Annotated in this window: 24 protein-coding genes; 12 read left to right on the forward strand and 12 right to left on the reverse strand. The window is 65.5% G+C overall.

The features are described from left to right. Positions 1-306 precede the first annotated feature (306 nt). The 5 genes from J4E04_RS18600 to J4E04_RS18620 are packed head-to-tail and all read right to left on the reverse strand — an operon-like array spanning position 307 to position 5,431. Entirely contained in the window at positions 307-1,356 is a 1,050-nt protein-coding gene (locus J4E04_RS18600) for a zinc-binding dehydrogenase (protein ID WP_490149275.1), read from the reverse strand. Continuing rightward, complete coding sequence (gene phnE / locus J4E04_RS18605; RefSeq protein ID WP_490149276.1) at positions 1,332-2,915, reverse strand: phosphonate ABC transporter, permease protein PhnE; 1,584 nt, start codon at positions 2,913-2,915, stop codon at positions 1,332-1,334. The genes J4E04_RS18600 and phnE overlap by 25 nt, the downstream gene beginning before the upstream one ends. Then, complete coding sequence (gene phnC / locus J4E04_RS18610) at positions 2,912-3,706, reverse strand: phosphonate ABC transporter ATP-binding protein (protein WP_328810439.1); 795 nt, start codon at positions 3,704-3,706, stop codon at positions 2,912-2,914. The genes phnE and phnC overlap by 4 nt, the downstream gene beginning before the upstream one ends. An 11-nt stretch (positions 3,707-3,717) precedes the next feature. Then, positions 3,718-4,686 carry a phosphate/phosphite/phosphonate ABC transporter substrate-binding protein gene (locus J4E04_RS18615; RefSeq protein ID WP_490149277.1) on the reverse strand — a complete coding sequence of 323 codons (969 nt, stop codon included), beginning with the start codon at positions 4,684-4,686 and terminating at the stop codon, positions 3,718-3,720. A gap of 40 nt (positions 4,687-4,726) precedes the next feature. Further along, a complete protein-coding gene (locus J4E04_RS18620; protein ID WP_490149278.1) occupies positions 4,727-5,431 on the reverse strand; it encodes a phosphonatase-like hydrolase in 705 nt (234 codons plus the stop codon). Positions 5,432-5,539: 108 nt separating this feature from the next. Here J4E04_RS18620 and J4E04_RS18625 point away from each other — a divergent pair, with 108 nt between their 5' ends. The 4 genes from J4E04_RS18625 (at position 5,540) to J4E04_RS18640 (ending at position 9,734) form a co-directional block, all read left to right on the forward strand. After that, a complete protein-coding gene (locus J4E04_RS18625) occupies positions 5,540-6,253 on the forward strand; it encodes a GntR family transcriptional regulator (protein WP_490149279.1) in 714 nt (237 codons plus the stop codon). Between the two features lie 111 nt (positions 6,254-6,364). After that, positions 6,365-7,519: a TIGR03364 family FAD-dependent oxidoreductase gene (locus J4E04_RS18630; RefSeq protein ID WP_490149280.1), complete on the forward strand. Its 1,155-nt coding sequence runs from the start codon at positions 6,365-6,367 to the stop codon at positions 7,517-7,519. Then, complete coding sequence (locus tag J4E04_RS18635) at positions 7,516-8,217, forward strand: phosphonatase-like hydrolase (RefSeq protein ID WP_490149281.1); 702 nt, start codon at positions 7,516-7,518, stop codon at positions 8,215-8,217. Before J4E04_RS18630 ends, J4E04_RS18635 begins: the two co-directional genes overlap by 4 nt. 203 nt (positions 8,218-8,420) lie before the next feature. Next, positions 8,421-9,734 (forward strand): MFS transporter, encoded by a 1,314-nt coding sequence (locus J4E04_RS18640; protein WP_490149282.1) that lies wholly within the window; start codon positions 8,421-8,423, stop codon positions 9,732-9,734. A 15-nt stretch (positions 9,735-9,749) separates the two neighbouring features. Here J4E04_RS18640 and J4E04_RS18645 read toward each other — a convergent pair whose 3' ends face one another. After that, positions 9,750-10,499: a GntR family transcriptional regulator gene (locus tag J4E04_RS18645; RefSeq protein WP_328813481.1), complete on the reverse strand. Its 750-nt coding sequence runs from the start codon at positions 10,497-10,499 to the stop codon at positions 9,750-9,752. Between the two features lie 315 nt (positions 10,500-10,814). On the opposite strand from J4E04_RS18645, the gene J4E04_RS18650 reads away from it, so the two are divergent. From J4E04_RS18650 to J4E04_RS18660, 3 genes are read left to right on the forward strand one after another with little or no spacing between them, the layout of a single operon-like run. Then, positions 10,815-10,958 (forward strand): hypothetical protein, encoded by a 144-nt coding sequence (locus J4E04_RS18650; RefSeq protein ID WP_490149283.1) that lies wholly within the window; start codon positions 10,815-10,817, stop codon positions 10,956-10,958. After that, complete coding sequence (locus J4E04_RS18655; protein ID WP_490149284.1) at positions 10,955-11,587, forward strand: hypothetical protein; 633 nt, start codon at positions 10,955-10,957, stop codon at positions 11,585-11,587. The genes J4E04_RS18650 and J4E04_RS18655 overlap by 4 nt, the downstream gene beginning before the upstream one ends. Further along, the gene (locus J4E04_RS18660; protein WP_490149285.1) at positions 11,584-12,795 is read left to right on the forward strand and encodes a PrsW family intramembrane metalloprotease; all 1,212 of its coding nucleotides are present in this window, start codon (positions 11,584-11,586) and stop codon (positions 12,793-12,795) included. Before J4E04_RS18655 ends, J4E04_RS18660 begins: the two co-directional genes overlap by 4 nt. A gap of 50 nt (positions 12,796-12,845) precedes the next feature. Here J4E04_RS18660 and J4E04_RS18665 read toward each other — a convergent pair whose 3' ends face one another. Next, positions 12,846-13,064, reverse strand: a complete 219-nt coding sequence (locus tag J4E04_RS18665) for an ACT domain-containing protein (protein ID WP_490149286.1) — start codon at positions 13,062-13,064, stop codon at positions 12,846-12,848. Positions 13,065-13,297: 233 nt separating this feature from the next. Between J4E04_RS18665 and J4E04_RS18670 the strand changes: the two genes are divergently transcribed. The 3 genes from J4E04_RS18670 (at position 13,298) to J4E04_RS18680 (ending at position 17,512) form a co-directional block, all read left to right on the forward strand. Further along, the gene (locus J4E04_RS18670) at positions 13,298-13,951 is read left to right on the forward strand and encodes a hypothetical protein (RefSeq protein ID WP_490149287.1); all 654 of its coding nucleotides are present in this window, start codon (positions 13,298-13,300) and stop codon (positions 13,949-13,951) included. Continuing rightward, positions 13,948-15,138: a PrsW family intramembrane metalloprotease gene (locus J4E04_RS18675; RefSeq protein WP_490149288.1), complete on the forward strand. Its 1,191-nt coding sequence runs from the start codon at positions 13,948-13,950 to the stop codon at positions 15,136-15,138. Before J4E04_RS18670 ends, J4E04_RS18675 begins: the two co-directional genes overlap by 4 nt. Before the next feature lie 154 nt (positions 15,139-15,292). Then, positions 15,293-17,512, forward strand: coding sequence for a putative bifunctional diguanylate cyclase/phosphodiesterase (locus J4E04_RS18680; RefSeq protein WP_490149289.1), 2,220 nt, complete (start codon positions 15,293-15,295; stop codon positions 17,510-17,512). 512 nt (positions 17,513-18,024) lie between these two features. Here the strand turns inward: J4E04_RS18680 and J4E04_RS18685 are convergent. The 5 genes from J4E04_RS18685 to J4E04_RS18705 all read right to left on the reverse strand — a co-directional run bounded on the left by J4E04_RS18685 (position 18,025) and on the right by J4E04_RS18705 (position 21,844). Continuing rightward, on the reverse strand, positions 18,025-19,437 hold the full coding sequence (locus J4E04_RS18685; RefSeq protein ID WP_490149290.1) for a cytochrome P450: 1,413 nt from the start codon (positions 19,435-19,437) through the stop codon (positions 18,025-18,027). Then, entirely contained in the window at positions 19,434-20,552 is a 1,119-nt protein-coding gene (locus tag J4E04_RS18690; protein WP_490150576.1) for a DUF6545 domain-containing protein, read from the reverse strand. Before J4E04_RS18690 ends, J4E04_RS18685 begins: the two co-directional genes overlap by 4 nt. Before the next feature lie 14 nt (positions 20,553-20,566). After that, on the reverse strand, positions 20,567-21,049 hold the full coding sequence (locus J4E04_RS18695; protein ID WP_490149291.1) for a hypothetical protein: 483 nt from the start codon (positions 21,047-21,049) through the stop codon (positions 20,567-20,569). A gap of 31 nt (positions 21,050-21,080) precedes the next feature. Beyond that, positions 21,081-21,299, reverse strand: coding sequence for a hypothetical protein (locus J4E04_RS18700; RefSeq protein WP_156380630.1), 219 nt, complete (start codon positions 21,297-21,299; stop codon positions 21,081-21,083). Between the two features lie 194 nt (positions 21,300-21,493). Then, the gene (locus J4E04_RS18705; RefSeq protein ID WP_490149292.1) at positions 21,494-21,844 is read right to left on the reverse strand and encodes a hypothetical protein; all 351 of its coding nucleotides are present in this window, start codon (positions 21,842-21,844) and stop codon (positions 21,494-21,496) included. Positions 21,845-23,465: 1,621 nt separating this feature from the next. On the opposite strand from J4E04_RS18705, the gene J4E04_RS18710 reads away from it, so the two are divergent. Beyond that, positions 23,466-25,046, forward strand: coding sequence for a cutinase family protein (locus tag J4E04_RS18710; RefSeq protein WP_490149293.1), 1,581 nt, complete (start codon positions 23,466-23,468; stop codon positions 25,044-25,046). Positions 25,047-25,115: 69 nt separating this feature from the next. Continuing rightward, positions 25,116-26,333, forward strand: a complete 1,218-nt coding sequence (locus tag J4E04_RS18715; protein ID WP_490149294.1) for an insoluble domain protein — start codon at positions 25,116-25,118, stop codon at positions 26,331-26,333. Positions 26,334-26,361: the final 28 nt, after the last annotated feature.

The following is a 26,361-nucleotide window of genomic DNA, read 5'->3' on the forward strand; positions in this document are numbered from 1 at the left end:
AAGACCGCTCGCTTACAAGGCTTCGACGACCCGATCAGGTGGATCCACCTGGACTCACGAAACCCGTCCTGAACTGCTCCCTTGTCCACTGGCGTCCGCCTCGGTCCACCTCCGTCCATCCCGACTTGTGACACTCTCGTGACACCGAGAGTGCGTATCTCGACCGAGTTGGTCTCGTATCAACCTGCACTCCATTGGATCTCGCCGATGTGGGTGACGGCATCTCGACAACAGCACTCCCGCGATGGGACCATCGGTGACGACGGCCTATGGCCGACAGAGTAGATACCGCGGTGGTGGACTACGTCAGCGCACGTGCGGAGTCACCGATGACCGCAGGATGCCGGGGCGCGTCGGCACCAGCACCCGAGCGATATCCGCCAGCGGGACAGGAGTGTCGATCACCTCGGCCCACGGGTACCTTCCGTCCGTCGCGTCGAGGAATGCCACGGCCTGTGAGAGGTGACGGGGTTCGTAGTTGTGCACTCCGGTGATGGCCCACCAGTTCCGGACGACAGCCTCGGGGTCGACGGAGATCGGCGGGCCAGGAGTCACCGATCCGGCCAGAACGAACCGGCCGCCGACGTCGAGCCGGTCGAGTGCGGACTGCAGGGCCGCCGCTGCCCCGGTGAAGTCGACAATCACGTCCGCATCGCCGCCGTCGTCGTCGATCCCTCCGAAGCGTCGAGACATGTTCTGTCGCACCGGGTCGCGGTCGATCACGCGGACGGTCTCCGACCCACGCTCGACGGAGGCAGCGGCCGCAGTGACGCCGAGCATCCCGGCGCCCAGGACGAGGACTCGCTTGCCGACGAGATTCCCCGCTGCTTCCAGCGCTGCCATGACCGTCGCGGTCGCGCAGGCTGCCGGAGCGGCAACGGCGTCGGGCATCGACTCAGGGACCGGGACCACCGCCGTTCCGCGGGGCAGGACGATGTGCTGGGCGTACGAGCCGCTCAGCACCCACTCCCCCGTCGCCGGCTCGTGTCCCACCTTGCGGACGCGCATGCACTTGGCGGTGAAACCCGACGTGCAGCGCACGCAGTGTCCACAGGGCACGGTCACCGACCAGACGACACGATCACCCACCGACAGCGCGGCACCGTCGGCGCTGATCGCTCGTGCCCCGTCGCCGAAGGCGACGATCCGGCCTACCGCCTCGTGCCCGAGGATGGAGGGGCACGGGGCCGGTCGTCGCCCGGACACCGTGTGCAGGTCGCTTCCACACACGGTGGCGAGGTCGACACGCACCAGGACCTCGCCGGGCGCCAGCTCGGGAATCTCGAGTGTGCGGACGTCGATTCCGTCCGGTGTCCACAGCGCCGCTCGCGTCAGGCGAGGAGTGATCTGATCCATCCGGAGATCCTTTCCACGGTGTAGACGACGACGAAGATGACCAGGACGATCGCACCCGCGACATCGAAGTTGAGAGTGCGGATCGACTCGAAGAGCAGGAAGCCGATACCGCCGGCGCCGACGATGCCGAGGATGGTGGAGGTGCGGATGTTGACGTCGAGGAGGTACAGGCTCGAGCCGATCATCGACGGGATCGCCTGCGGGATCACTGCATTCACGATCCGATTCCACCACCCTCCTCCGACGGAGGAGATCGCCTCGAGTGGACCGGGGTCGATCTCCTCGACGGCGTCCGCAACGAGCTTGCCCAGGAATCCGATCGACCCGATGGCCAGAGCGCAGGTACCGGCGACCGGACCGAGTCCGAGCGCCGCGACGAACACGACGGCGAGAATGAGTTCGGGAACCGCGCGCACCAGCAGGATCCACGTTCGCGCCGCCCAATACACCGCGGGGTGTGGAGTGACGTTGCGGGCGGCGAGGACACCGACGGGGATGGACAGTACGACGCCGATGGCGGTGGCGACGACGCCGATGGCCACGGTCTGCACGGCGGCATCCACGAGATCGATACCGAGCGAGGAGAAGTCGGGCGGGATCATGCGGCCGAACACGTCCATCGACGGTCCGATCCACGTCAGCAGCGACCGGGGGTCGAGCTCGAGGACGACGAACGATGCGATGGTCGCCCCCACCAGTACCGCGCCGGAGCCGATCTTCATCGCTCGGTCGCGACGCGGGCCCGCCTTCGACGGGACGAGCAGCATGCGTCTGATCGCGATGGCCGCCAGCTCCATCGCGGCGATGATCACCAGGATGACGAGAACGATGCCGAGGGCGCGGGGGTAGATCAACCCGCGTAACGCGTCCTGCAGCGCGAAGCCGATTCCGCCGGCGCCGACGAATCCGAGCACCACGGACATGCGCAGGTTGATGTCGATGCGGTAGACGAAAGCTCCGATCCAGGCGGGAACCACCTGCGGCACCACGGCATTAATCATCTCGCGGATGTACCCGACCCCGGTCGCGCGCAGTGCTTCGCGAGGACCGTCGTCGGCTTCCTCGATGGCGTCGGCGAACAGTTTGCCGAGCATGCCGATCGAGTGCAACGCCAGGGCGAGGATGCCCGGCAGCACGCCGATGCCGAGTGCCCGGACGAACAGGACGGCGAACAACAGGTCGGGCATCGCACGGCAGAAGGTGATGATCGCCCGCGCCGCGGTGTACACGATCGGATGGGGGGTGGTGTTCCGGGCTGCGAGAAAGGCAAGGGGGACAGAGACGATGGCGGCCAGGACGGTGCCGAGGACCGCCATCAGGAGCGTGTCGAGAGCGAGAGAGACGATACGTTCGGAGTCGTCGAGGCGCGGGGGCAGCATGCGCGCGATGAGGCGTCGTACGTCGTCGAGTCCGTCGATGAGCGCGGCGGGCGCGAACTCGATGTATTCGGCGGAGAGCACGGTGAGAACGACCGCGATCGCGGCGAGTGACGGCAGGAGCCACCGCCGCCGCGGCCGGGTCGGTGGCGGTTCGGTTCTCGGTGTCGCGGTGACGGTCATGACGGGAACGCCGCCGACCTGACGTCCCCGGGCGGGGCGATGCGCTGGTAGATCGGCATGATGTCCTCGCGCATCAGACCCGCGGCCGGGCGGTCGAGAACGACCTCTCCGTCACGCAGGCCGACGAGGCGGTGAGCCCAGCCGAGTGCGAGGTCGACCTGGTGCAGGGTGCACACCACGGTCAGTTTCTCCTCGGTGCACACGCGTTGCAGGAGGTCCATGACCACGCCTGCGTTCTCCGGGTCGAGTGAGGCGACGGGTTCGTCGGCCAGGACGATGCTCGGTCGCTGCATCAGGGTGCGCGCGATGGCGACGCGCTGCTGCTGCCCGCCGGAGAGGGTGTCCGCTCGGCGCTCGGCGAAGTCGGCGAGACCGACACGGTCGAGGCACCGCAGGGCTTCCGCTCGCATCGCCTTGGGGTACGTCGCCGCGCCGTATCGAGGCACGGTCAGACGTCCCAGGCCTCCGACGAGGACGTTCTCGAGGCAGGACAGGCGGCCGACGAGATTGAAGTGCTGGAAGACGAAACCGACGTCCTTACGGACCTCGCGTGCCGATCGGCGGGACGCCAGGTCCACGCGAGAACCCAGTGTGGTGATGGCGCCGGACGTGATCGGGTGGAGTCCGTTGATGCATCGCAGCAGCGTCGACTTGCCGGATCCCGAGAGCCCGAGAAGCACGAGCATCTCGCCGCGGAGGACGTCGAGGTTGACGTTGTGCAGTGCGGTGGTGGTGCCGAAGGTCTTGGTGACATCGCGTGCACTGACGACGATGTCCTTACGGTCGATCATCGCGTTCATGGTCAGCCCTGGCACTTCTGGGAGCCGGTGACCTCGCACACGTGGCGGACGCCGTCGTAGTCGCTGTCGTCGGCCGGGACGACACCCCATGCGTCCTCGTCGGTGATGCGGCACTCTTCAGCGCAGATACCGTCGGCGACGAAGGCATCGGAATTCATGCCCTCGCTGAACACCTCCTCCAGCTTGGCGATGGCATCGGTACCCAGGTCGTTGTTCGCCGCGAAGAGTGATCCCGCGATCGTCTCCGACTTCCACACCGTCTTCAGCTCGCCGGGAGCCAGTTCGCCGTTGTCGATCATCGTTCGGTCGACCATGGTGTCGAAGGCGAACCCGGCGTCGCAGTCGCCTGCCTTGACGGCCAGCGCGGAGGCGTCGTGTCCGCCCGCGTAGATCGGTGTCACGCCGGCGGAGATGTCGGCCTCGGAGCCGGAGGCGATGACTCCCTCCTCGATCAGTCCCGCCGACGGGTAGAGAAAGCCGGAGGTGGAGCTGGGGTCGACGAAACAGACCTTCTTGCCTGCGAAATCGGCGAGCGAGTCGACAGAGGGGTTGTCCGCGCGGGTGATTCCGTAGGACTGGTATCCGGGGGGTGTGCCCTCGTCCTGCACCACGGCACCGAGGGGAGTCATCTCGGCGCCATTGATGCCGGCGACCACGTAGGCGAAAGGTCCGAAGAAGGCCAGGTCGACGTTGCCGGCGATCAGCCCTTCGACGACGCCCGCGTAGTCGGAGGCCTGGACGAACTCGACGGTGGAGCCGGTCTCGCGCTGCAACCGCTCGATGACGGGGTCGTAGCTCGCACGCAGGTCCGTGGAGTTCTCAGCGGGGATCGCCGCGAGCGTGATCGTTTCCGGGAACCCCTGGTCGGTCATCGTGTCGGCGGTGGAACTCGAGCAGCTCGCAGCAACGAGTGCGGTGGCGGAGAGAAGCGCTGCGGCAGTTGCGGTTCGGCGGGAGGCGAGAGTGGGCATGGCGTGGTGTCCGTTCGGTGAGGTGGGCCGGAGAGTCGGGTCAGGGCAGGAGCAGAGCGGGGAGGTCGGCGACGCTGGCGAGCACGTGTGTCGGTCCGGCGGCGCGCAGCTGCGCCTCCGAGTGGGCGCCGGTGAGTACACCGACGAGGACGGATGCTCCTGCGCGCCTGCCGGAGTCGATGTCGTTGGAGGTGTCTCCGACGACGGCGACGGCGGCCATGTCGCTGACCCCGGTGCGCAGGGCTGCAGTGAGGACGAGGTCGGGGAACGGTCGACCGCGGCCGGCATCGCCGGGTGCGAGGTAGGCATCGGCGAGGTCGTGCCAGTGCAGGGTGTCGAGGATGCGGTGTTGCGTGGCCGGCGAGAAGCCGGTGGTGAGCACGACCTTGATTCCGGCACCGCGTAGAGCTGTCACGGTCTCTGCGGCTCCTGCGACGGCCCGCACCCCGGTGTCGATGCGAGCGTCGTAGGCCGATTCGAAAGCGTTGTTCGCCGCTCGGGCGCGGTCCTCGTCGCCGAAGAGGGCTCGGAAGACCTCGATCTTCGACTGGCCCATGGTGTCGAGGACATACCGGCGGGCATCGGCACGTTCGGTGCCCGTGTCCTGGAGTCCGACGGCGGTCGCGGCGGCGTCGAACGCTGCCAGGACGAGACCGTCATCGGTCACCGTGGTGCCGGCCATGTCCAGCACGACGAGTTCGACGACGGGTGAACGGGTGGGAGAAGGAGCGGGCGAGTTCGGCATGGGACAGACCCTGCCGGTTGGTATAGACCAGAAGAGGGTCAGCCCGTGAACAGCTGATGAACGTGCGTCGACCATCTGGTCTAGACCTATTTTTGCTATGGTGTCGCCATGGTCGTCGACACCGAACCTCGGATGCTCAAACATCAGGTCGTGCGCAGGAGCCTCGATTCCCTGCTCGACGGGCTCTCACCCGGTGACCCGTTCCCCTCAGAGCGGGACCTGGCCGAGGCACACGACGTCTCGCGAGAGACACTGCGCCAGGCCATCCGAGAGTTGTTGGTGGCGGGCAGAATCGAGCGTCGAGGTCGCGCGACGGTGGTGGCAGCTCCCAAGGTCGTCCTCCCTCTCGCCGTCGGCTCCTACACCGAAGCCGCACGAGCGAAGGGCATGAGCGCCACGCGCCTGCTCGTCGGCTGGAGCACCTACGGAGCAGACGACACCCTCGCTGAGATGCTCCACGTCGACCCCGGCGCGCCCGTGGTGGAACTCGAACGCGTCTTTACCACGGACGACACCCGCGTCGGTCTCGAGACGACCCGGATTCCCGCCGCGCGCGTTCCCGGGCTGATGAACAGCTTCGATCACCGCTCCTCCCTCTACTCGGAGCTCGCCGTCCGCGGCATCGCCTTCGGACGGGTCGTCGACACCATCGAGACAGTGCTCCCCGACGCCCGCGAGGCGGCACTGCTGACGGTGGACACCCGCACCCCGATGTTCCTGCTCAACCGCACCTCCTACGACGACCTCGGGGTGCCGATCGAACAACGGCGCTCGCTCTACCGCGGCGACCGGATGACCTTCACCGCCGTCATGGACGCCTGACACCAACCAACTCCCGAGCGACAGCACTGCCCCTCGGGCCGGTATATATACAACAGGTAAATTCGACGAACCTGTATTGACAAGTTGCGGTCCAGGGTCGACAGTTTGTTCATGCACAAGCACACGAACTACGACGTCGTGATCGTCGGCGCAGGCATCATCGGTCTCGCGCACGCCTATCATGCCCACCAGCGCGGTCTCCGAGTCGCTGTCGTCGACCATGCCACCGCGGTCGTCGGCGCATCGGTCCAGAATTTCGGACATGCCTGCATCACAGCGCAATCGGGCGAGGCGCTGCGCTACGCCGGAGCCGGACGCACGCACTGGTTGGACCTCTCACGCAAGGCCGGCTTCTGGTCGTCCGAGTCGGGCACCCATTGCGTGGCCCGGCATGACGACGAACTGGCGGTCCTCCGACAGTTCGCCGAAGTTCGGGGACCGGAGCAGGCACAGCTGCTCGATCGCGACGAGGTCCTGAACAGACTCCCCATCTCTGCCGATGGTGTCACCGGCGGGTTGTTCATGCCGCTCGATCTCCAGGTGGACCCGCGCCGCGCCGCACCGTCGATCGCCCGTTGGCTCGAGAACTCCGGTGTCGACTTCCATTGGCGCACGGCAGCAACGTCATTCGACCCCGGAGTCGTTCGCACCACTCGCGGCGATCTGTACGCCGACACCGTGTTCGTCACCGTCAATTACGACATCGACCGACTCTTCCCCGAGTACGCCGAACGGGGCGGTCTCCTGCGGTGTCGCCTGCACATGATGCGAGCCCGCATCGAACTGTCGACGCCGCTGCCGACTCCCCTGTTCACCGGCTGGTCCCTCCTGCGGTACTCGGGTTTCGAGGGGCTTCCCGCCGTCGTCGACGTCGCCACTAGGTTGGCAGAGGAGTTTCCCGACTACCTCGGGCTCGACCTGCACCAGATGTACACCCCCCAGCCGGACGGCACGATCCTGATCGGGGACACCCACATTCGTGAGACGTCGGCATCTCCGTTTCAGAGCGAAGCAGGGTTCGAGGCCCTCGTCACGGAGGCGAAAGCCATGTTCGGTGTCGACCGGATCGAGGTCACCGAACGCTGGCAGGGTGTCTACAGCTCAGCACCCGATTCGGAATTCCTTCTGGTCGAACCGATCTCGGGTGTCCACGTCGTCACCGTCACCACCGGAATCGGTATGACCACCAGCTTGGGGCTGGCCGAATCCAGCCTCACTCGCGCGCTCGAACAGAACGCGTCAACCCAGATAGGAGTCGATGCATGACCACCACGTCCGACACTCAGCCGATCAGCCTCGTCGTGTTCGACATGGCCGGAACCACCGTCGAGGACCGAGGACTGGTGCAACAGTCCTTCGCGGCCGCCGACGAACACGCCGGACTCTCCCACGACGAGCAGGACAGAGCTCGTATGCTCACCTACGTCACCGACACCATGGGCCAGTCCAAGATCGACGTGTTCAGACACCTCAGCGGAGGCAACGAAGAGCAGGCTCAGTCGGCGAACAAAGCGTTCGAGGACCGCTACGGGCAGCTCGTTCGCGACGGTCACTGCAGCGCGATCCCGGGTGCAGCGGACCTGCTGCACGATCTTCGATCCGACGGCATCAAGACAGCCTTGACCACCGGGTTCGCGCACGAGACCCAGTACGCCATCCTCGATGCCCTCGGTTGGCGAGACATCGCCGACGTCGTCCTGTGCCCCGGCGACGGGATGCGTGGACGCCCCTTCCCCGACATGCCGCTGACCGCGCTGCTCCGCACGAGCGCCCCGTCCGTCCAGGCCATGCTCGTCGTCGGCGACACCACGTCCGACATCACCAGCGGCCTCCGATCAGGAGCACGAGTGGTCGTCGGAGTCCTGACGGGTGCTCACGACGCCGACCAACTCCGCGCGGCGGGTGCGACACACATCCTCGACAGCGTTGCCGACCTGCCCAGCCTCATCGACGCGGTGAACTGAGCCCGCCCGGCACATCTCGAACCCGCACCACCCTCGCCACACCGCCTCGTCGTCCGAGTGGGCAGCCGCATCGACGCCTCATGCTCGCGGATCTCCCGCTCGTCGCGCAGTTCTCAGCGCGACGAGCGAGGACAACTTTCCTCGATGTTCTTCTTCGCACGACGCTGCGAGTGCTCTCGCGCGTCCGAATCAAGGTGCACAAGATGACGAAAGCCCTGACCTCGACCCCCGAGAAGATCGCCCGTTACGAACGCTGGCGATTCCAGATCTTCGCGATCACCTGGGTCGCCTACGCCGGCTTCTATTTCACACGACAAGCCTTCTCGGTCGCCAAACTCGGAATCCTCGAAGATCCCGTTCTGTCCACGACCCTGACCAAGTCCACGCTCGCCAACCTCGACGCCGTCTACCTCGCCGCCTACGCCCTCGGGCAATTCGTCTGGGGCTCGGTCTCCGATCGATACGGCCCCAGAATCGTCGTCCTCGGCGGCCTGGCCATTTCCGCCGTCGCCACCCTGTTCATGGGACTGCTGCCCGCGCTGGTCTTCCTGCTTCCCTTGATGATCGTGCAAGGGCTGTCACAGTCGACCGGGTGGTCCGGCACCTTGAAGAACATGTCGCAATTCTTCTCCATCAGCGAACGGGGCCGCGTCCTCGGTCTGTGGAGCACCAACTACGCCTTCGGCGGACTGGTCGCTGCACCCGTTCTGGGCTGGTTCGCCTACAGCATCTTCGACAGCTGGCGGGCGGCCTTCACCACCGGTTCCGTCGTGGTGGCGGTCATCTTCGTCCTCGTCCTGATCTTCCAGCGAAACAGCCCGACGGACGTCGGTCTACCGGCGATCGAGGACTACCGACCGAACACCGAGATCGCCCCGCTCGCATCCGAATCCGCCGTCGCCGTGCCCACACAGTCGGTGCGCGAGACATTCTCCGTCGTGATCAGAGACAGAATGGTCATGACACTCGGTGCAGCCTATTTTCTCCTCAAACCGGCGCGCTACGCGATCCTCCTGTGGGGCCCGGTCATCGTTGCCGAACGCCTGCAGAACGCCGACAACTTCGTCGCCATCACCGTTCCGATCGCCTTCGGAGTCGCAGGAGTCGCTGCACCGATCCTGATCGGCCGGATCTCCGACAAAGTATTCAAAGCCCGCCGCATTCCCGCATGCGTGCTGAGCCTCGTCGCCTTGACCGTGATTCTGGCGTTGTTCACTCCTCTCACCGCCGCCGGCAACGTGTGGATCATGGTGGCCGTGCTCGCTGTCATCGGGCTCACTGTCTACGGAGCGGACGCCATGATCTCGTGTGTGTCCGCCGTGGACTTCGGAACGTCCAAACATGCAGGGGCCGCAGCGGGAATCATCAACGGCTGCGGTTCGATCGGAGCGATCTTCGGTGGACTACTGCCCGGCTACCTCGACACGACGACGCTGTTCTACGGCTTCGCGGGCGCCGCGTTCCTCGCGATGCTTCTGCTCCTCCCGCACTGGAATCGGATGCCCGCGGCCGACTGACGGCCACCTGCGCTGTCAGGAACCGGGGTTGTCCGGCGCGATCATGCGCGGATCGACCGTCCGCGAATTGACGATGCTGAAGACGACCTGGTCGGAACGGTAGCGATCGTCCGCGAATTCGAACGCGATTCCGTTCTCGTCTCGGGAGGTCCGGCGTTCACGCAGCAACGGACTGCCCACCGCGATGCCGAGGCTGTCGGCGTCCACCGCATCGGCCGAGACAGCATCGAGCAGGTGCGACATCGACTCGAACCTCACACCGAGGCCGGTCAGGTAGTCGGTGATCGAGCCCGAGTCGGTGTCGAAATCGAACAACAGCGAACCCACGGAATCGACGAACACGCTTCGTTCGATCATCGTGGGTTCGCTGTCGAGATAACGGACACGAACAACTTCGACCACGAAATCGTCGATGTCGATCCCCAGCGTCTGGGCAGCGACTGCTGACGCCCGCCGACGCGACACCTCCAGCGTCTTGCTCCCCGATCTGCGCCCAGTGCGCCGTGCCCACTGAGAGAACGGAGTGAACGTGTCCAGGGTCTGCGCAGAATGATCGGAGCGCACCACGGCCGGACGACCTCGAGAAAGGTGGACCGCCCCCTCTGCGGCGAGCGACGCCAACGCCTGTCGCACCGGCCCGCGAGAGACTCCGTACTCGGCGCAGAGCGCACTCTCGCTCGGAAGAGACTGCCCCACCGCATAGTCGCCACTCGCGATCAATGCACGAAGTCGCCGAGCGACGAACTCGTGCCTCGCCTCGGCCACGCTCGATCACATCCCCCCACTCGACAGGTACGGCCCCAATCGTAAGCCGCAGCTCGGCGACGTCCCGCACGACGGTCGCCGCCCGACCGCGGGTGGTGTGCGAACAACCGGAAAGGCCGGCTTCCGCCCCGCCACCACGAGCACACCCCGGCGCCGTCGTATCGACATGCCATTCAGCTGGACGGTACGGCCGCCGTATGCGCTCGATCGAACTCCACCACCGATCACGACCCACGGAATGCGTCACCATCTGAAATAGTGATGAAACCCCACGAATCGGAGATAACGTTGGTACTCCACACGGAAACCCTGAGCATGCCTGAGCACCTACCCGATCTCCTGGCCAACCTCGCCGCCGCCAAGGGACAGGACACCCCCGATGTCATTGCGGCGCGCGAGGAGATCTCGCGACTTCGGCACGGCCGCCCGACAACCGTGACCGCGCAGGGCCATTCATGACATCGACCGCTCCGGATCATCACCGGACACGTGTTCCGGCAGAGCACCGCGTTCTCGGCCTCGATCGGCGCACGCTGCTACCCGCACTGGTCGTGACCGGGGTGTTCCTGCTGCTGACCGTCGTGGTGCCCCGAATCGACACCTTCATTCGCTGGGACGACTCCGTCCGCGCCGGCGAACGATTCGCGCTCGCGGACACCATCGACATCACGCCCATCACCGGGTGGAGCGTCGAGAGCGGCTTCCGCCTCGACGAGGAGAGCACGATCCAGCAGACCGGTGAACTGACCGTCACCGGAGACGGAGTTTCCGTGGACGTGTTCCCCGGTTCCTTCGACGGGACCCCGGCAGAACTGCTCGAGCAGACGGACAAGGTCACCACCCTCGCGAACGACCCCACGTTCCGCGTTGTCGGCGACGTGACCACGCTCACCACCGCCAGTGGGGAAACCGGTGTGATGCAGCCATATTCGAGTGTCATCAGTGACGGACTGGCCGCCGCGTTCGTCATCGACGGCACCGGCCTTCGGGTCCGCGTGTACGGCCCGCCCGCTCAGATGATCGCCTCCGCCGCGGACGTCGAGGACATGCTCGCCAGCATCCGCACAACCGACAGGAACAACTCGTGAGAGACACCGACACCGATTCCTCGACGGACTCGGCGCACACCGACTCGATCGAACGCCGGCGCCGTGCCGTGGAGGTGTCCGGGTGGGGCGAACGGTTCCACTTCCTGCAACCGCACAACGCGTCGTTCTGGGTGTACATCGTGCTCACTGCCATCGGTGTGCACCAGACATGGGCCTACTTCGCACCCGAAGCCTCCTTCTACGCCGGCGGTTACGCCGCCGCCGCCATCCTGTGCCTGCTGTGCGGTGTCGCCTGGTTCTTCTGGTTGCGCCACATCGACCGCTGGGAGAGGCAACCCGGTTCGCTGGTGGTAGCAGCGATCGTGTGGGGCGCGATCCCCGGCACCTTCGGGTTCGCTATGACCGCGAACACGGCGATGCTGAGCATCTACCCCAAGCTCTTCGGCCAGGAATGGGCAGCGAACTGGGGTGCCGGCGCGACGGCACCGATCACCGAGGAGGCCGCGAAGCTCTGCGGGTTCCTGCTGCTGATGAGTCTGGCACCGCGTCTGATCCGCACCGCCAACGACGGTCTCATCGTCGGCGCGTTCATCGGACTGGGATTCGGGGTCTTCGAAGATTTCCTCTACGCCGTCAATTCCGCGGCGACGAACTTCGGGACCGACCCCGCCGGTAACGCGGCACACATGGCACTCACCAGAATCGGCGCCAGTTTCGTCTCCCACCCCCTGTTCAGCGCCCTCGTCTGCAGCGGTGCCGTCTACCTCATCGGGACCGCGGCGCAACCCCGCAGAATCGGACTCGGGTCGATGTTCGTGGCCGCTGGAGTGTTCCTGCATTTCACCTGGGACGATGCCGTCGGACTCGGAGCCGGCAACGGATTCGTCATGTTCGGTGTCATGATCGCCTCGGTCATCCTCGCCTTAACCATGCTGACGATCGCGTTCCGCCGCGCGGCACCACGTGAACACCGATTCGTTCGCGACATCCTCGCCCCCGAGCTCGACCGCCAGTTCCTGACGGACGCGGACATCGACGAAGTCCTCGATCCCGACGTACGCAAGGCTCGCCGCAAGAGTGCACCGAACCGAGCAGCGCGCCGCGCGGACGCCCACCTGCGCACCGCGATACTCGACCTGGCCCACGACGTCGCCCGGGACGACGGAGCCGACACCCACGCTGTGCGGCACTCCCGGTCGGAGGTTCGGCGACTTCGTACCGTCGCAGACCTGGCCCGCACCCCGTAAGACCGGTGAGCGGGAAACCGCTGCCGCAACGAGCACGTCGTCGGTCTCGTTCAGCCGTTGACCGAGATCCGATGTCCCGCAGCGGTCATCGCGATCACGGCGTCGTCCCGGCGACCCGCCGGGACCAGGACGAGATCTCCGTCGAAGGTGGAGACGACGAAGACCGGGCACCCGATGTCCGCCAACGGGGTCGTCATCGCGGCGACGACCCCCGTGGTCCCGAAAGCGATCGCCCCCTCGGTGTGAAACGGCAGTGACAGCTCGATCACGCCGCCCGACCTCCGGCCCAAGTCCACACGAGAAGCCGCGACGTACGCCTGCCTCCCGGCCTGAGCATCCGGCATCACCGGTCGACATGCCATGCCTGTAGATGCCGTGCGTCATTCAACCGAATGACGCAGCGGCAGTGGGGTGCCTGATCGAACTCCATCATCGCGATGACGACCCCACACAATGCTTCATCATCTGAAATAGTGATCTCACCCAAACATCGGAGATCACGTTGGTTTCTCACACAGAAGCATCGATAAGACCCGAACATCCGCATCGCCGTCGGCCACCCGCCGATCACCGCTTCCTCGGCCTCGACACCCGCGTGTTCCCGCACGCCCTGGTGATCCTCGCCGTCTGGCTGCTCTGGGTCATCGCCGTCCCGGCCCTCGACTCCGCTGTGTCGCAGGAGAACCCCGTGCGCTCCGGTGATCGGCTCTCGATCACCGACAGCGTGACGATGACACCGGCCTCCGAATGGAACATCGCGAGCGGATTCCGAGTCGACGAGCGCGCGACCGACGACTCCCTGCCGAGCATCGAACTGACTCGGGGCAACATCTTCCTGACCGTGCGCGCCGACTCCTTCGACGGGACACCCGACGACCTGCTCACCCAGGTCGACACTGTCAGCGCCTCCGTCAGCGGGAACTCGGTCCTCGGCCTGTCCGGAGCGCGTACCCCGTTCGTCACCGACACCGGTCTGACCGGTGTGCAGGTCACCTTCACCACTCCCAGTGCCGCCGGGTCGCTCACCGCTTTCGTCGTCGACGGCACCGGTCTCGACGTCGAGGTGTCCGGTCCGCCGGCGCAGATCACCGACCGCTCTCCCGAGATCACCGCCATGATTGCCAGCATCACCGCCGAGAATCGAGCAGCCCAGTGAGCACCGACACCGTCAGCGCCCGCAGCCGTGCCCTCGAGACGACCGCGTGGGGCGAGAAGTTCCATTTCGTGCAGCCCCGCAACATCGTGTTCTGGATCTACCTGTGGCTCTGCGCCGCAGGGCTTGTGAAGGGGTGGCAGGAATTCTCCCCGTTCGCCGGTTACTTCGGTCGCGCGCTGCTCATCGCCGGCGTCGTCGGCGCCGTCAGCGTTGCGGTGTGGACGTGGTGGTTCCGGCACATCGACCGCTACGAACGCCAGCCACTGGCTCTGGTGATCACAGCCTTCGTCTGGGGCGCCACCGCCGCCCCCTTGGCCATCGCCCTCACCGCCAACGGCGCCATGGGATCGCTGTACGCGAAGTTCTTCGGTCAGGTCTTCGCGCAGGACTGGCATGCGGGACTGACCGCCCCGTTCGTGGAGGAGACCGCCAAGGGAGTCGGGATCGTCGTCCTCCTCGCCCTGGCACCGCGTCTGGTGCGTACCCCTGTCGACGGTCTGCTGCTGGGCGCGTTCCTCGGCCTGGGGTTCCAGACCAGTGAGGATCTGCTGTACTCCATCGCCGGAGCCACCGAAGGGTTCGGAGCACACCAGACCGACGGACTGATCGAATCCATCGGTACCCGGATCTTCTCCGACATCGTCTCCCACCCCCTCTTCACTGCCCTGTTCAGCGCCGGGGTGATCTACCTGATCGGCACACAAGCGCAACCGAGACGCATCGTTCGAGGCCTGGCACTGATGCTCGCACCGGTCGTGGTGCACGGAATCTGGGATTCGATGGTCGCCCTGTCCGGTGGCAGCCAGGTCCTGGCGGGCGTGCTCCTGATCGGCGACTTCGTGTTCGCCTTCACCGCGCTGTGGATCGCGTTCGTGTGGGCGCACCCACGCGAGGCACAGTTCGTCCGTGAAGTCCTCGCGCCCGAAGTCGAGTCCGGGGTCCTCACCGACGAGGAGATCACCGCCGCCGGTGGATGGCGCCAACGACGCCACTACGTCAAGGCCGGAACCGACCGTGCCGACCGGCGTCGACGCGGGCACATCCTCGCTGCGGCTCTCGATCTCCTGGCCGACCTCGCCGCCGACAAGGGACACGACACCCCCGACGTGATCGCCGCACGCGAGGAGATCACCCGCATCCGCGGCGGCGCGCTGCACTCCGACACGCACCCGTCGACCGCGCCGTGACGCAACGCCCTTCTCACGCGCGGACGGTTCTCGGCTTCTGCGACCGCCAGGTGCGCAGCCCGAGATGATCCCGCGCACGGGGGACACGTCGCCACGGGGAACAACTCTGCGCGATGTACCGCCGCCGCCCACGTCGAGGATGTGGGCGGCGGCGGTGATCGCCGTCGGGATCACCGCCATCGGCGTGGCGTTGGCCCTCACCCCTGGTGACCACTTCTTTCGCGGTGAGTTCGAGTGGTCGTATCTCCTGACACCGGTTGTCGGTGCGTACACCTGTTCCCTGGCAGCAACCCGGACCCGAGGTATCGACCGCCGGTTCTGGTCCCTCATGACAGCGTCGATGGCGATCTGGCCCGTCGGGCAGCTGCTGTTCATCATCACCTCGGCCGCAGGCGCCTACACGTTCCCCTCCTGGGTCGAGATCCCCGTCGTCGTCTCCAACACGATCACCGTCGTCGCGCTGGTGCTCTATCCCCGGCACGGGGCGGCATTCACCGCGCGCAACGTCCTCGACGCCTTGATGGTCAGCCTGTCCGTCGGCCTGATCACCTGGCACCTCTGGCTGCGTCCACTGGTCGAGAACCTGGACGGCGCAGACGAACTGCGCAGCGTCGCCGGGTTGTACTTCCCTCTCGTCGGTGCCCTGCAGCTGACGCTCGGCATCGTTGCGCTGGGTCGTGCCAAGTACCGCGATCAGCTCCCGCTGACCGTCATCGTGCTGGGTCTCGTCCTGTTGGCAGCCGGCGGGATCTGGTACGCGCAATGGCAGTCCGACGGTTCCACATCCACGTCCGGCTTCGCCTTCAACATGCTCGGCAACCTGTGCACGACCCTGGCTCCGCTCCTCGTCTTTCGATCAGCCGACCGATCCCGACGGGCACGGGCAGTGCTGTATCCGACATCCATCGTCCCGTACATCCCCGCCGCTGCCGCCGTCGTCATGTCGGTGGTCACCGTGCACCGGGGCACCGCGCAGTCTGCCGAACTCCTCGTCGTCCTGGTGGTGATTCTGATGCTCTCCGCTCGCCAGTACGCCGTTCTGTGGCAGAACACCCAGCTCCGCCGAACCATCGAGGACACCGAGCGACAGATGCGCCACCGGGCGCACCACGACGCACTGACCTCGCTGGCCAATCGGGCTCACCTGCGAGAGAGGCTCGATCACCTGACCGAGGCACGCGAGCAATCCACGGCCACGGTGTCGCTTCTGTTCATCGATCTCGACGACTACAAGATCATCAACGACACACTCGGACACCGAATCGGTGACCAGGTGCTCGTCGACTTCGCCGCGCGCCTACGGAACGGCATCCGCCGGGCCGACACGATCGCACGCCTGGGCGGCGACGAGTTCGTCGTCCTGCTCGACGACGTCGACGAAGCCGCGAGCATCGTCGCCACACGAGTGATCGAACTCCTCGACGAACCCTTCACCCACGACGGCCACACCGTCACCGTCTCCGGCAGCATCGGCGTCGTCACGCACGGGCCATCGGACCCTCCCACGACATCGGAGGAGATGCTCGCCCGAGGGGACACCGCGATGCTGCGAGCCAAACGATCCGGGAAACGCACCATCGTCGAGTTCGACTCCGGGATGGCCCTGGTCGACCTCGACGACACACACCTGCGTGCGGCGCTCACCACCGCGATCGAACGCAGCACGCTCGGTATCGCTCTGCAACCCATCGTCGAAACTGCCACCGGACGGATCCGGGGAACCGAAGCGCTGCTACGCCTCTCACGCGGAAGCGCAGTCGCCGACCCACTGTCGGTCGTCGCCGCCGCGAGCCGGGGAGGCATGCTCCCGGAACTCACCTCCGCCGTCCTGCAGCACACTGCGCGGCGCACCTCCCCCGGCGACGACGACTCTCCGCATCCCGGCACCATCCACGTCAACGTCCTCCCGATCGAACTCGACACCGCGCACCTCGAAGCGTCACTGAGATCCGTGTTCGACACCGGCCTGCTCAGATCCGACGAACTGGTTCTCGAGATCGCCGAGAACGCCATCGCAGCGCACCACGACGACGTCCGCCGCGGCATCGCGAAGATGCATGCTCTCGGCGTGCGGATCGCGCTCGACGACTTCGGCAGCACCGACACCAGCCTGTCGACTCTGGCTGCGCTCGACGTCGACATCGTCAAACTCGCACCGACACTCGTCGACGCACTCGATCGACTGCCCAGGATGACCACCGTCATCAGCTCTCTGGTGCAGATGGCCGACAGCCTGGGCGCCGTGGTCATCGCAGAAGGTGTCGAACGGCCCGGGCAGCTCGACATGCTGCGCCACCTCGGAGTGCCCCTCGCCCAGGGGTACCTGCTCGGTGCTCCCCACCTCGACACCGCGCGGTCCGCTACCGCGATCTGACGCCACAACACACCTCTGGGCAGGCGTCGGCCCTGGCCTTCGTCGGGCGGCCCGGCCCCCATCACGAGGCTGTCGAGAACGAACGGCTCATCCCGTCGATGAAGGTATGAACACGTCCATGCCGCCGGCGATCGACGTGAAGCGAGTGGTGTCCGTCCACAGAAGTCCTTGCAAGTCCGCGACGGTAGTGGCCATTCCTGCGCTGAAGTCCACCCACGGCCACTGACGTCCACCCGCGTCCATCGAACGAGTTACGAACGAGTTGTGACAACTCGTGACATCGAGCCGAGATTCGGCAGTTCTCGCAGGTGGCCGGATGGCCCTGGACCGTGGCGGACCTGCATGGACGTACCGGGGGGAAGTCGTGAAACGAGAGGTCTGATCGACCTATTTCGAAGCATTTATGCAGGTCAGAGGCATATCGAGAGCCTCCTTTCGGGATTGAACCGAAGACCGCTCGCTTACGAAGTCAGTAGCGCTGCACTTCTTTGTCGACAGGACCCTGCAGTGGGTTACGAAACGAAATCGGACCGTTTACGGACCTGCAGGGACAAGTCTTGAGGCTTCAGAGTGACTGTCTCGTTTACCCTTAGTGAGTAGTCGGGGTCCTCGATTAAGTCGACTCGCCCGACTATGAGTGCGAGTGCAACGAGCACCTCGTGGTAGGCAAACTGCCGGCCGATACAGCCGCGCAGTCCGGTCCCGAACGGCTTGTACAGATCAGCGAGGTTGGCCGGAACGCGACTGCGCTCGAAGCGGTCCGGGTCGAATCGCTCGGGATCGGCACCCCACGCCGCATTGCGGTGCAGTTGTAGCAACACCACGAACACCCACTCCCCTCTCTCGAAGGGGTGCTCCCCCACCATCGTGTCTCGACGAGCCTTCCGGTAGTAACCGGGCGCCACCGGCCACAGGCGCAACGTCTCGTCGACCACTCGCCGCAGGTATCGCAGCTTGCCCACGTGATCGAACTGGAGATCACCGTCGGGGCAGACCGTTGAGAGCTCCTTCCGGATTCGCTCGACCACGTCCGGATGGGTCGACAAGAAGTGCAGAGCGAACGCCATCACACCGGCTGACGTCTCCTGGCCCGCCACCAGGAAGGTGAGTATCTGATTGCGAATGTTCTGATCGGACAACCGCTCCCCCGTCGCCGGGTCCGCGGTGCTCAGCATCAGATCGAGAAGGTCACCGCTCCCTGGGACGTCTCGCTCGCGCCGCGTCGCGACGATGTCATCCACGAGTCGCTGTGCCACGTCGATGTCGTCTCGGTGCTGGTTGCGATCACGCCTGTAGATCGTCGCCTCGAGAGCGGGATGGGAGTAGGCGGCCCGGTTGATGTACTTCAGTGCACGAGAGATCCGCACCACCAACTCGTGCGGTGCTGCGTCGTCGAAGGATCCGAAGTCGTAGCCGAAGGCCACCTCGCCGATCACTCCGAGAGCGAGCTTGTTCATATCCACCGGTACGTCGATCCACGCTTTCGGACCTCGGGCGGTCCACGAGGACAGCAGCTGCTCCGTCTTGCCCACCATCGTGTCGTGATATCGGCGCATCGACGACTGGGAGAACGCCGGTGCCAGAATCGCGTGGGCGGTAGCCCAGGACGGTTCCGAGTTGTACGCAGTGAACAGCCCGTCACCGGCTACTTGTCGGAGGTTGCCCATGGGTACACCGAGGAACTTGGCCCACGTCGTCTCGTCGTTGACCGCCGCAACCTCGACCGGTCCGGACACGTACGTCACGCGGGTCCCGAACACGTTGCGCTCGTAGATCGATCCGTACTTCTGTGCGTCTCGCATCGCCCATTGGCTGGACTCGGTGACGTGGAGGTCCAGGATGTCGCCGACCACCGGAAGTCGCCGCGGTGGATGCGGCAGCACGCGGTCGGACGCTCGTACAGGTCTCACGGTGTTGTCGTTCATTGGTGCTCCCCCTGCGTTGTTGCGATAAGTCTCGGCTCGGTCGGCCAGTGACGACCGATGGCGGCCAGCACTCGAACTTCTTGCTTCAAGTCGACCGACGGCTCGATCGGCACTTTGATGAACGCTCCTGCCGGCTCGTCGGCGCGTCGTCTGTGTGCTGCGAGGTAGAAAACTTCTGCGGCAGACCTGTTGTCGACCGGTCCCTCCGCAGGGAGGTCTCCAACGTAGCGGCCCAGCAGACTCAGCGAATCCCTGATCTCCACGCACATGCGATGAGCTCGATGCACGGGCGACGACTGCGGAGACGGGTGACGGAGGACAACCTCCGGACAGGTCTGAACGAGGTCGGACCACATCGGCGTCAGAGAGCGGACCGACCGGGTCCAGCTGTCGACGCCCAGCGACTCGGTGACCGCTCGCCAGAGAGGTAACGCCGCGCACATTGTTGCCACTGCCAGCAAGTAGCTGAAGCTGACCTCGTTCAGCGTCACCCGCAAGGCCACGAAGTCCCGAGCGATTCCGATTGCGGCGAACACTCCCATCAGCAAGATCGAGACGGCCTCCTCGAAACCCCACAAGGCCACGATCGCGAACAGCCAGAACACCATCGCCACTTGTGTTGGCAGCTGACCGCGGCGCAACTCCCCCACAGAAACACGCAGGTAGAGATACGGCATGAACGCTGCCCACGCAGAGAACAGCGCGAAGTACACCGCCGTTCGCCAACCCTGTTGGACATCGATGTACTCGCCAGAGCCCCGCGCCGAGGAACCGACGACGATCATCAGCGCTCCGCTGGCAAGTGCAAGCATCATCACTGTGGTCGTCGAGGCGTGTCCCTCAGGTCGTCGCCAGCGGAGGGCGATAGCGATCAGCGGTGCAAGCGCCAGAAGTAGCGCCACGGTACCGAGTTGCTGCATCAGCGGCACGTCGATCACGGTGCCGGTCGCTGACGCCACCGCCGACTGAATCGCCCCTTCGCGAGCGAGACCAGACGAAATACCCAGCGCCAAAGCAATATTGACGAGACGAGAGGTGGCAGTCCGGCTCGCAAACACAAGCCTGGCGAGGAGGATGCCGACGCTCCACAGCAGCAGTGGGTATGACACCAGCATCGGCACCGAAGACGTCACGTCAGACCCAGAAAGTCGTGCATCGCGGAGGAACGCCTGTAGCGCGACACTGCCGCCGACATGAGCAGATCAGCGAAGGTCTCGGCTTCGCCTTCCTGATCGTCATCGAAGTTTGACCTTTTCATGACCGATTCGAGCGCATCGAAGTCGACGTCGGGGCAGAGCTCGCGGAGCGTGGCGTCTGCACCTGTCGAGCCCCCGTGACCCAGCACCATGTGTCCGACTTCGTGCATGATCGTCTGGTCGACGTGGTAACTCGATGAGTCCGCGTGACAGACGATTTCGTCGTGATCGTCGAACTGCAGCCACAGTCCGCATGGCAAGCCCTGCAGCGTCACCGCGTCGACGGGGACCAGCGCAATCGGCCGACCTCTGTGGGCTGACAGGCTTTCGAGGAAGGCCGTTCTGTCCCACGGACTTGGAACCAAGAGTTCTATGGCGCGGGCTGCCCCGATCACATCATGTGCTGAAAATGTCATTTCCCCCCCAGGAATCGTGAACCAGTAGCTACTACGGACCGGCCTCGCGCGCGCGGCGCAGGTCGCCCAAGAGATCCGTGAGATGCTCGATGCGCATACGTTCATCACCTGTTCGGAGCCTCATGCCGGTGATCCCTCCATGGAGCACCTCTTCGATCAAACTGAGCTGACTATGGATGCTCGGCGCTGCCGAATCGTCGAGCAAGTAACTGCTGCTCGACGGGAACACGGTCGCAATCGCCTCGAGCATGTCTCGTGTGGCAGTACGTGTCCCCTCACGGAGAGCGGAGATGTCTCGTGCGGCAACCTGCCTGCCCAGGGCAACACTGACGTCCGATGCCACAGACTCAGGGCTCCGTTCAGAGCCGTCCTCAGTGCGCCAGATCTTGAAGAGCAGGTCTAGTCGAGCGTTGACTGGCACCGCCTCCTGCGCCGCAGTTCCCGTCATTTCTGCCCCCTGTTCAAACGCATTTCGAACCGGGCCACTGTCTCCGCCGGCACATCGACGTCACGACCGGCGAGCCAGCGTCTGTACTGACGCTCCTCGCGCTCCACCTCGTCGGTGGACTCATTCGGCTCGTCGAGTAGTTGCCCGAACATCGCGTAGATCGGCGACAGCGAACCGTTCTGACGCCTGTTCTCCTCGAACAAGCGCGTGACGTACTCGCCGTAGATTGGACGCAGGGCAACTCCCATACGTCGCGACAGAGCACTCAGTTCGACGAGATCCGGGCGGTCGCGCGCCATCGCGTCCAGTTCTCGGGAGATGGACAACAGGTCGAGAACGACTCGCACGGACACGACCACCGTGTCGGGGCCCAGAACGGCGTCCCTGTCGGTCGACGACTTGCTCCGCGGTTCGCCACCTCGGAGGACATCGGCGGCGCTCCCTGGCTGCCATTCGAGACCGGTGTCCAGCTTGCCGAGTGTCCCGGCTGACACGGTCCGCCCACTCCCCTCCTCGATGTCCTTGAGAGTCGGCACCGATGGCCCGCCCCGCTCGCGGACCTGCGGACGCGACAGACCCAGCTGCGTACGGCGTTTCCACGCGTACTCGGCCAAACGTCCATAACCGTCCACGCTCGAAACAGTAAGGGGTCCGAACCTGGACCGGCAAGAAAAGCCAAGACCAACTCGGCTGCCTGGAGATCTCACAACAGCTCGTCGATCTTTGGGAAATACTCGCTTATCTAGCTTTCTTTGCGTTTTTATTGCTATCTTTAATCTGCAACGACGACGGGGGTAAGCGACATGGCATCAGACAGCGATAGAGCGACCGGGCCTGGGTGTGCTGAGACTGTCGTCGACGTGGTCACGGGCGACCGCTTCCGCTGCTCGTTGGTCGAACACCTCGACCGCGAGCACGAATCCTGGTCGGACGACGGACTCGTCGTCGCGCGGTGGGTAGCACCGAGACCGCTCACCCTGTGCGAGCCGGACTTCGCGGCGAGATGAGAGCCGCGATCAGAACAGCCGAACTCATCGGCACGCCACCGTGTCATCCCGAGTTCGATCATCGGAACGGGCGGGCATTCCCATGCCTCGATGTGTCTGTACCACGGATCAACTAGGCAAGGCATCGCACAACCGCTCGGTATGCGTCGAACAGGAAGGAGGGTGAGTCACGTGCGTCAAAGTCTGACGGGTTGCTTTTGCCTTCGCCTTCGGACGAAGTTCCCGCGGTCTGTCGATGCGCCCGCGGGTGTTGCACTGGGCCCGATTCACGGCCCGGATTTCGGTATGCCGACCTGTGTGCTTCGACCGTTGCTTCCTCAGCCGCTACAGAGCGTTGATGAGCCGGGGACCCGCCATGCCCACGTCACGAACTCACTCGTGCGCAGGAGCCGCCCGCTCCTGACGGTCGCTCACTGCCGACAACGGGCAGGTCCCCGTTGCACTTTCGATGCCCCAGGTGCGTCCACGACGCCAATCACAGCCGCACCTGGGGGTTCACCAACCCACGAACGAACTACTTACCGAGGCTTTCGTAGGTCCGCAGACAGTTACGAGCGTATGCGGTCACAGCGAAACCGCAATCGACTCGGAGGTTCGCATCATGACGTCGCCACGTCGATCCGGACGTCATCGCTCCGCTGACACACCGCTCTGCGACGCACTCAGCCAACAGTCGGGCATCAACGACTTCCTGGTGTGCACGCGCCCGATCCACTCCGCGGCCGCCGACCACGTGTGCATCGGTGACGACGGATCCGTGCTCGCAGCATGGCCGTCCGATCATCGCCCACGCGCACTGCTTGCGATTCAAGCGCGCGCTTCCTAAGTGCTCGCCGCCTGAATGTATTGACGCGCGGCTTGAGCGCACATCTCTGCGCGGCGGCAGCGCACCCCCTATTCGCACCCGACGATCCCGGACAGGGCCTGAGCGGGAACCGAGTATCCAAAGGAGCTGCAAATATTGTCCGAGATCAGAGGATCGCGAATCCGAAAATTTCTCGCTGCGTTGGTGGCGGTGCCGGTGATCGCGACTGCAACAACGACAGTCGCCCCGGCTCAACCAATTCCGGCGAGCTGGCTGGACCAGCTCGTCACCGATTGCCCTGCATTGTTCACGCTGGCAGTTCAGGGCACCGGTCAGTCGTCTTCGGACGCGCCGGTGAAAGCGGACACCGGGATGCTAGGCACAGTCCTCGGACCCGCCCTGGACGCGGCGAGGGTGTTCGGTGCGTCCCTCGATCGCGCGTACGTGCCGTACCCGGCCGGTTTCGGTGGTGCGGTGCCGGGCGGAAAGCAGCCCTATGCGGCGTCGGTGGAGGAAGCGGCTGCGAACCTTGAAGCGGCCGCTGCCCGCATCACAGCCGACTGCCCAGCAACAAAAATTGGCGTCGTCGGCTACAGCCAGGGCGCGCACGCGGCGTCGAACTTCCTCGAAGCGGTTGGCAAGGGCTTCGGCACAATCCCGGCCGAGAAGGTGGCGGTCGCAGCGTTGTTCGGTTCGCCCACCCGTTCTGCCGGATCGGCAGTGTTCCCCGGCAGCAGCTCCGATGATCCGACGCCGCCGCCCGGGACAAGCGGCGCTCATGTCGAACAGCTTCCGTCGGTGTCTGCCGCCGCCCCGGCCGGGGCCGGCATCGGCCCGGTCGCGGACCTCGCCCCGAACTACGGTGCGCTCACAGGCCGAGTCGCATCGCTGTGTCAGTCAGGTGATCTAGCGTGCGATGCCCCGGTGAACGCCCCTATCGCCCGCGCCGTGGTGAACGTCGCCGGGCAGGCCGACATGGGCGGAGACCCGTTTGCCGCTGTGCAGTCCATCGGCCTCGCGCTCGCATCGACATCGTTCGGCGTGGCGGTCGACGTAATGAACGAGGATGTCTCGGTTCCGAAGAATTCCCTCGAGAACTTGTCGATTACTCCGAAAAAGACGCTGTCCGAGCGGCTCGCCGAAGCGTCCGACCCGCGGGCGACACCGCCGACCGGGCGGGAAGCGATCGCTGCGCTCACCAAGGTCGGTCTGGTCGCCATGAACTCCGTTATCTCGGTGGCCAAGAAAGTCATCACCCCGCAGACAATCGCCGAGGTCTCTGCCGTCGGGCTGGCCAATCCTGCTGCGGCGTTCGGCGTCATCGCTGCCAAGACAGCGAAGGCGGTCATCGACCTGGTCCCGCCTGCCACCACTCGCCGCGTGGTGCAGCAGAGCTTCGACGTCGTCAAGAACGAGGTCATTGCCAACAAAGACCTCTTCGACCTCGCCGCACTGACCTCCTACGCCGGGACCTCCGCCGCACATGGGGCGTACGCGTCCGCAGTCGTCACCGCCAGCGGAGATTCCGCAACCCGGTTTGTCTCGGACTGGCTCGCCGCGGCGGCCGCCGACCTCGCGACCACCGACACGGACAACGTGGGCAGCACCACCAGCCCCGTCACCGCCACGTCGTTCGCGCCACGCCCCACCAGCTCGACGATTCCGGCAACGAGCACCGACAGCTCCATATCCATCAGTCCCACCACATCGACGACCACTGCCGGATCGGCGCAGTAGCACCCGCACACGACATCGCACATCTCCGCTTTGAACCACCACAACCGCATCGGAAAGGACACCCACCTCATGGGTAAGCACAAAATCCCCACCCGTTCTCTGGCCAGGGTCGCCGCGACCGTCACGGCCGCATCGGCGATGGCCGTCTTCTGCCACGGGGCTGCCTCCGCAGCCGGTGACGCCCCGACCACCCAGGGCGGAGTCACCACCGCCCCGCCCGCAACGCAAGGCCCGCTCACCTCCAATGCACCGACCACTCAGGGCGAACTCACCACTCCGGCACCTGCGCCGCAGCCCCCCGCCGAACGTGTGTACTGGACACCGCCCCCAGCGCAGTACGAGAACACGCAGTGGCGGAATTGGGACGCCTACTACGAGCAGGAAGACATTCCCGCCCCGACAACATCCGGAACCACCACCGACTCCTCGCCCGCGCCGACGCCGTCGTCGCCTGCTCCTCTCGACATCACGCAGCTTCACGGCCCGGTACCGGTCGAACCGACCGCGCCGACCGCAGCCCCCGCGAAGATCGTCAAGGTCGGCGACTTCTACGACGACCAGCCGAACTGGATGTCCGACAACGTCCGTGACCGCACCAACAACTCCACCGCCGTCATCGAGGCACAGGTGACCGACTTCTGGCGCTCGATCGGCGTACCCACCGACCGAGCCCAGCGCCTGGCCGCCTCACAGCTCGCCCTCACCGCGGCAGGCGCAGGAGCCGGAGCGTTCGCGGTCGGAGTGCCCTCAGCGGTCGCCGGTTCACTCCTCGGCGGGACCATCGGAGGAATCGGCGGCGCCGCAGCCGGCACCCTCATCCCGATCGCACCCGGTATCGCCCCGATCACCAGCGGAGTCGTCGGCACCGCAGGGGGCGCTGCACTCGGCGCCGCAGGGGCCGGGCTCGCCGGTGGCGCACTCGGCGCGCTCGGCGGCGGCGCGGCCGGGTTCGTCGCCGGAACCGCCTACGGCGCAGGTGACCTCGGTGAACCGACGAAGGTCGAGATCCCCGAGTGCGACCAGCCGGTCATCACCGACCAGGCCGAACAGATCATTGCCGCCGCAGAGAACATCCCTGGCGGGGCCGAGACGGTCGCGTTGTGGACCGAGCCGTCGACCCCCGCCGACGACGCCCGTGCGTTCGTCGCCGCTCAGCTGGGCGGCGACCAGGTGATCGCCGCCGTAGACCAGGCGGCCGAGAACTTCGCCGCCTCCGAGTTCGCTCCGTCCGCGGATGTGATCGGCGATGCCATCGCCGCCGCGTTCGCACCGACTGTCCCTGCCTGACCTGAACCATCCACCGAATCGCGGCGGT

It is taken from the genome of Rhodococcus sp. NFXS4, from assembly GCF_058139645.1.

What these genes read in the sequence shown, in the direction of transcription:
- J4E04_RS18600 (WP_490149275.1), bottom strand. Translation starts at nt 1,356, where the DNA reads ATGGATCAGATCACTCCTCGCCTGACGCGAGCGGCGCTGTGGACACCG.
- phnE (WP_490149276.1), bottom strand. Translation starts at nt 2,915, where the DNA reads ATGACCGTCACCGCGACACCGAGAACCGAACCGCCACCGACCCGGCCG.
- phnC (WP_328810439.1), bottom strand. Translation starts at nt 3,706, where the DNA reads ATGATCGACCGTAAGGACATCGTCGTCAGTGCACGCGATGTCACCAAG.
- J4E04_RS18615 (WP_490149277.1), bottom strand. Translation starts at nt 4,686, where the DNA reads ATGCCCACTCTCGCCTCCCGCCGAACCGCAACTGCCGCAGCGCTTCTC.
- J4E04_RS18620 (WP_490149278.1), bottom strand. Translation starts at nt 5,431, where the DNA reads ATGCCGAACTCGCCCGCTCCTTCTCCCACCCGTTCACCCGTCGTCGAA.
- J4E04_RS18625 (WP_490149279.1), top strand. Translation starts at nt 5,540, where the DNA reads ATGGTCGTCGACACCGAACCTCGGATGCTCAAACATCAGGTCGTGCGC.
- J4E04_RS18630 (WP_490149280.1), top strand. Translation starts at nt 6,365, where the DNA reads ATGCACAAGCACACGAACTACGACGTCGTGATCGTCGGCGCAGGCATC.
- J4E04_RS18635 (WP_490149281.1), top strand. Translation starts at nt 7,516, where the DNA reads ATGACCACCACGTCCGACACTCAGCCGATCAGCCTCGTCGTGTTCGAC.
- J4E04_RS18640 (WP_490149282.1), top strand. Translation starts at nt 8,421, where the DNA reads ATGACGAAAGCCCTGACCTCGACCCCCGAGAAGATCGCCCGTTACGAA.
- J4E04_RS18650 (WP_490149283.1), top strand. Translation starts at nt 10,815, where the DNA reads ATGCCTGAGCACCTACCCGATCTCCTGGCCAACCTCGCCGCCGCCAAG.
- J4E04_RS18655 (WP_490149284.1), top strand. Translation starts at nt 10,955, where the DNA reads ATGACATCGACCGCTCCGGATCATCACCGGACACGTGTTCCGGCAGAG.
- J4E04_RS18685 (WP_490149290.1), bottom strand. Translation starts at nt 19,437, where the DNA reads ATGAACGACAACACCGTGAGACCTGTACGAGCGTCCGACCGCGTGCTG.
- J4E04_RS18690 (WP_490150576.1), bottom strand. Translation starts at nt 20,552, where the DNA reads ATGCTGGTGTCATACCCACTGCTGCTGTGGAGCGTCGGCATCCTCCTC.
- J4E04_RS18695 (WP_490149291.1), bottom strand. Translation starts at nt 21,049, where the DNA reads ATGACATTTTCAGCACATGATGTGATCGGGGCAGCCCGCGCCATAGAA.
- J4E04_RS18700 (WP_156380630.1), bottom strand. Translation starts at nt 21,299, where the DNA reads ATGCTCGAGGCGATTGCGACCGTGTTCCCGTCGAGCAGCAGTTACTTG.
- J4E04_RS18715 (WP_490149294.1), top strand. Translation starts at nt 25,116, where the DNA reads ATGGGTAAGCACAAAATCCCCACCCGTTCTCTGGCCAGGGTCGCCGCG.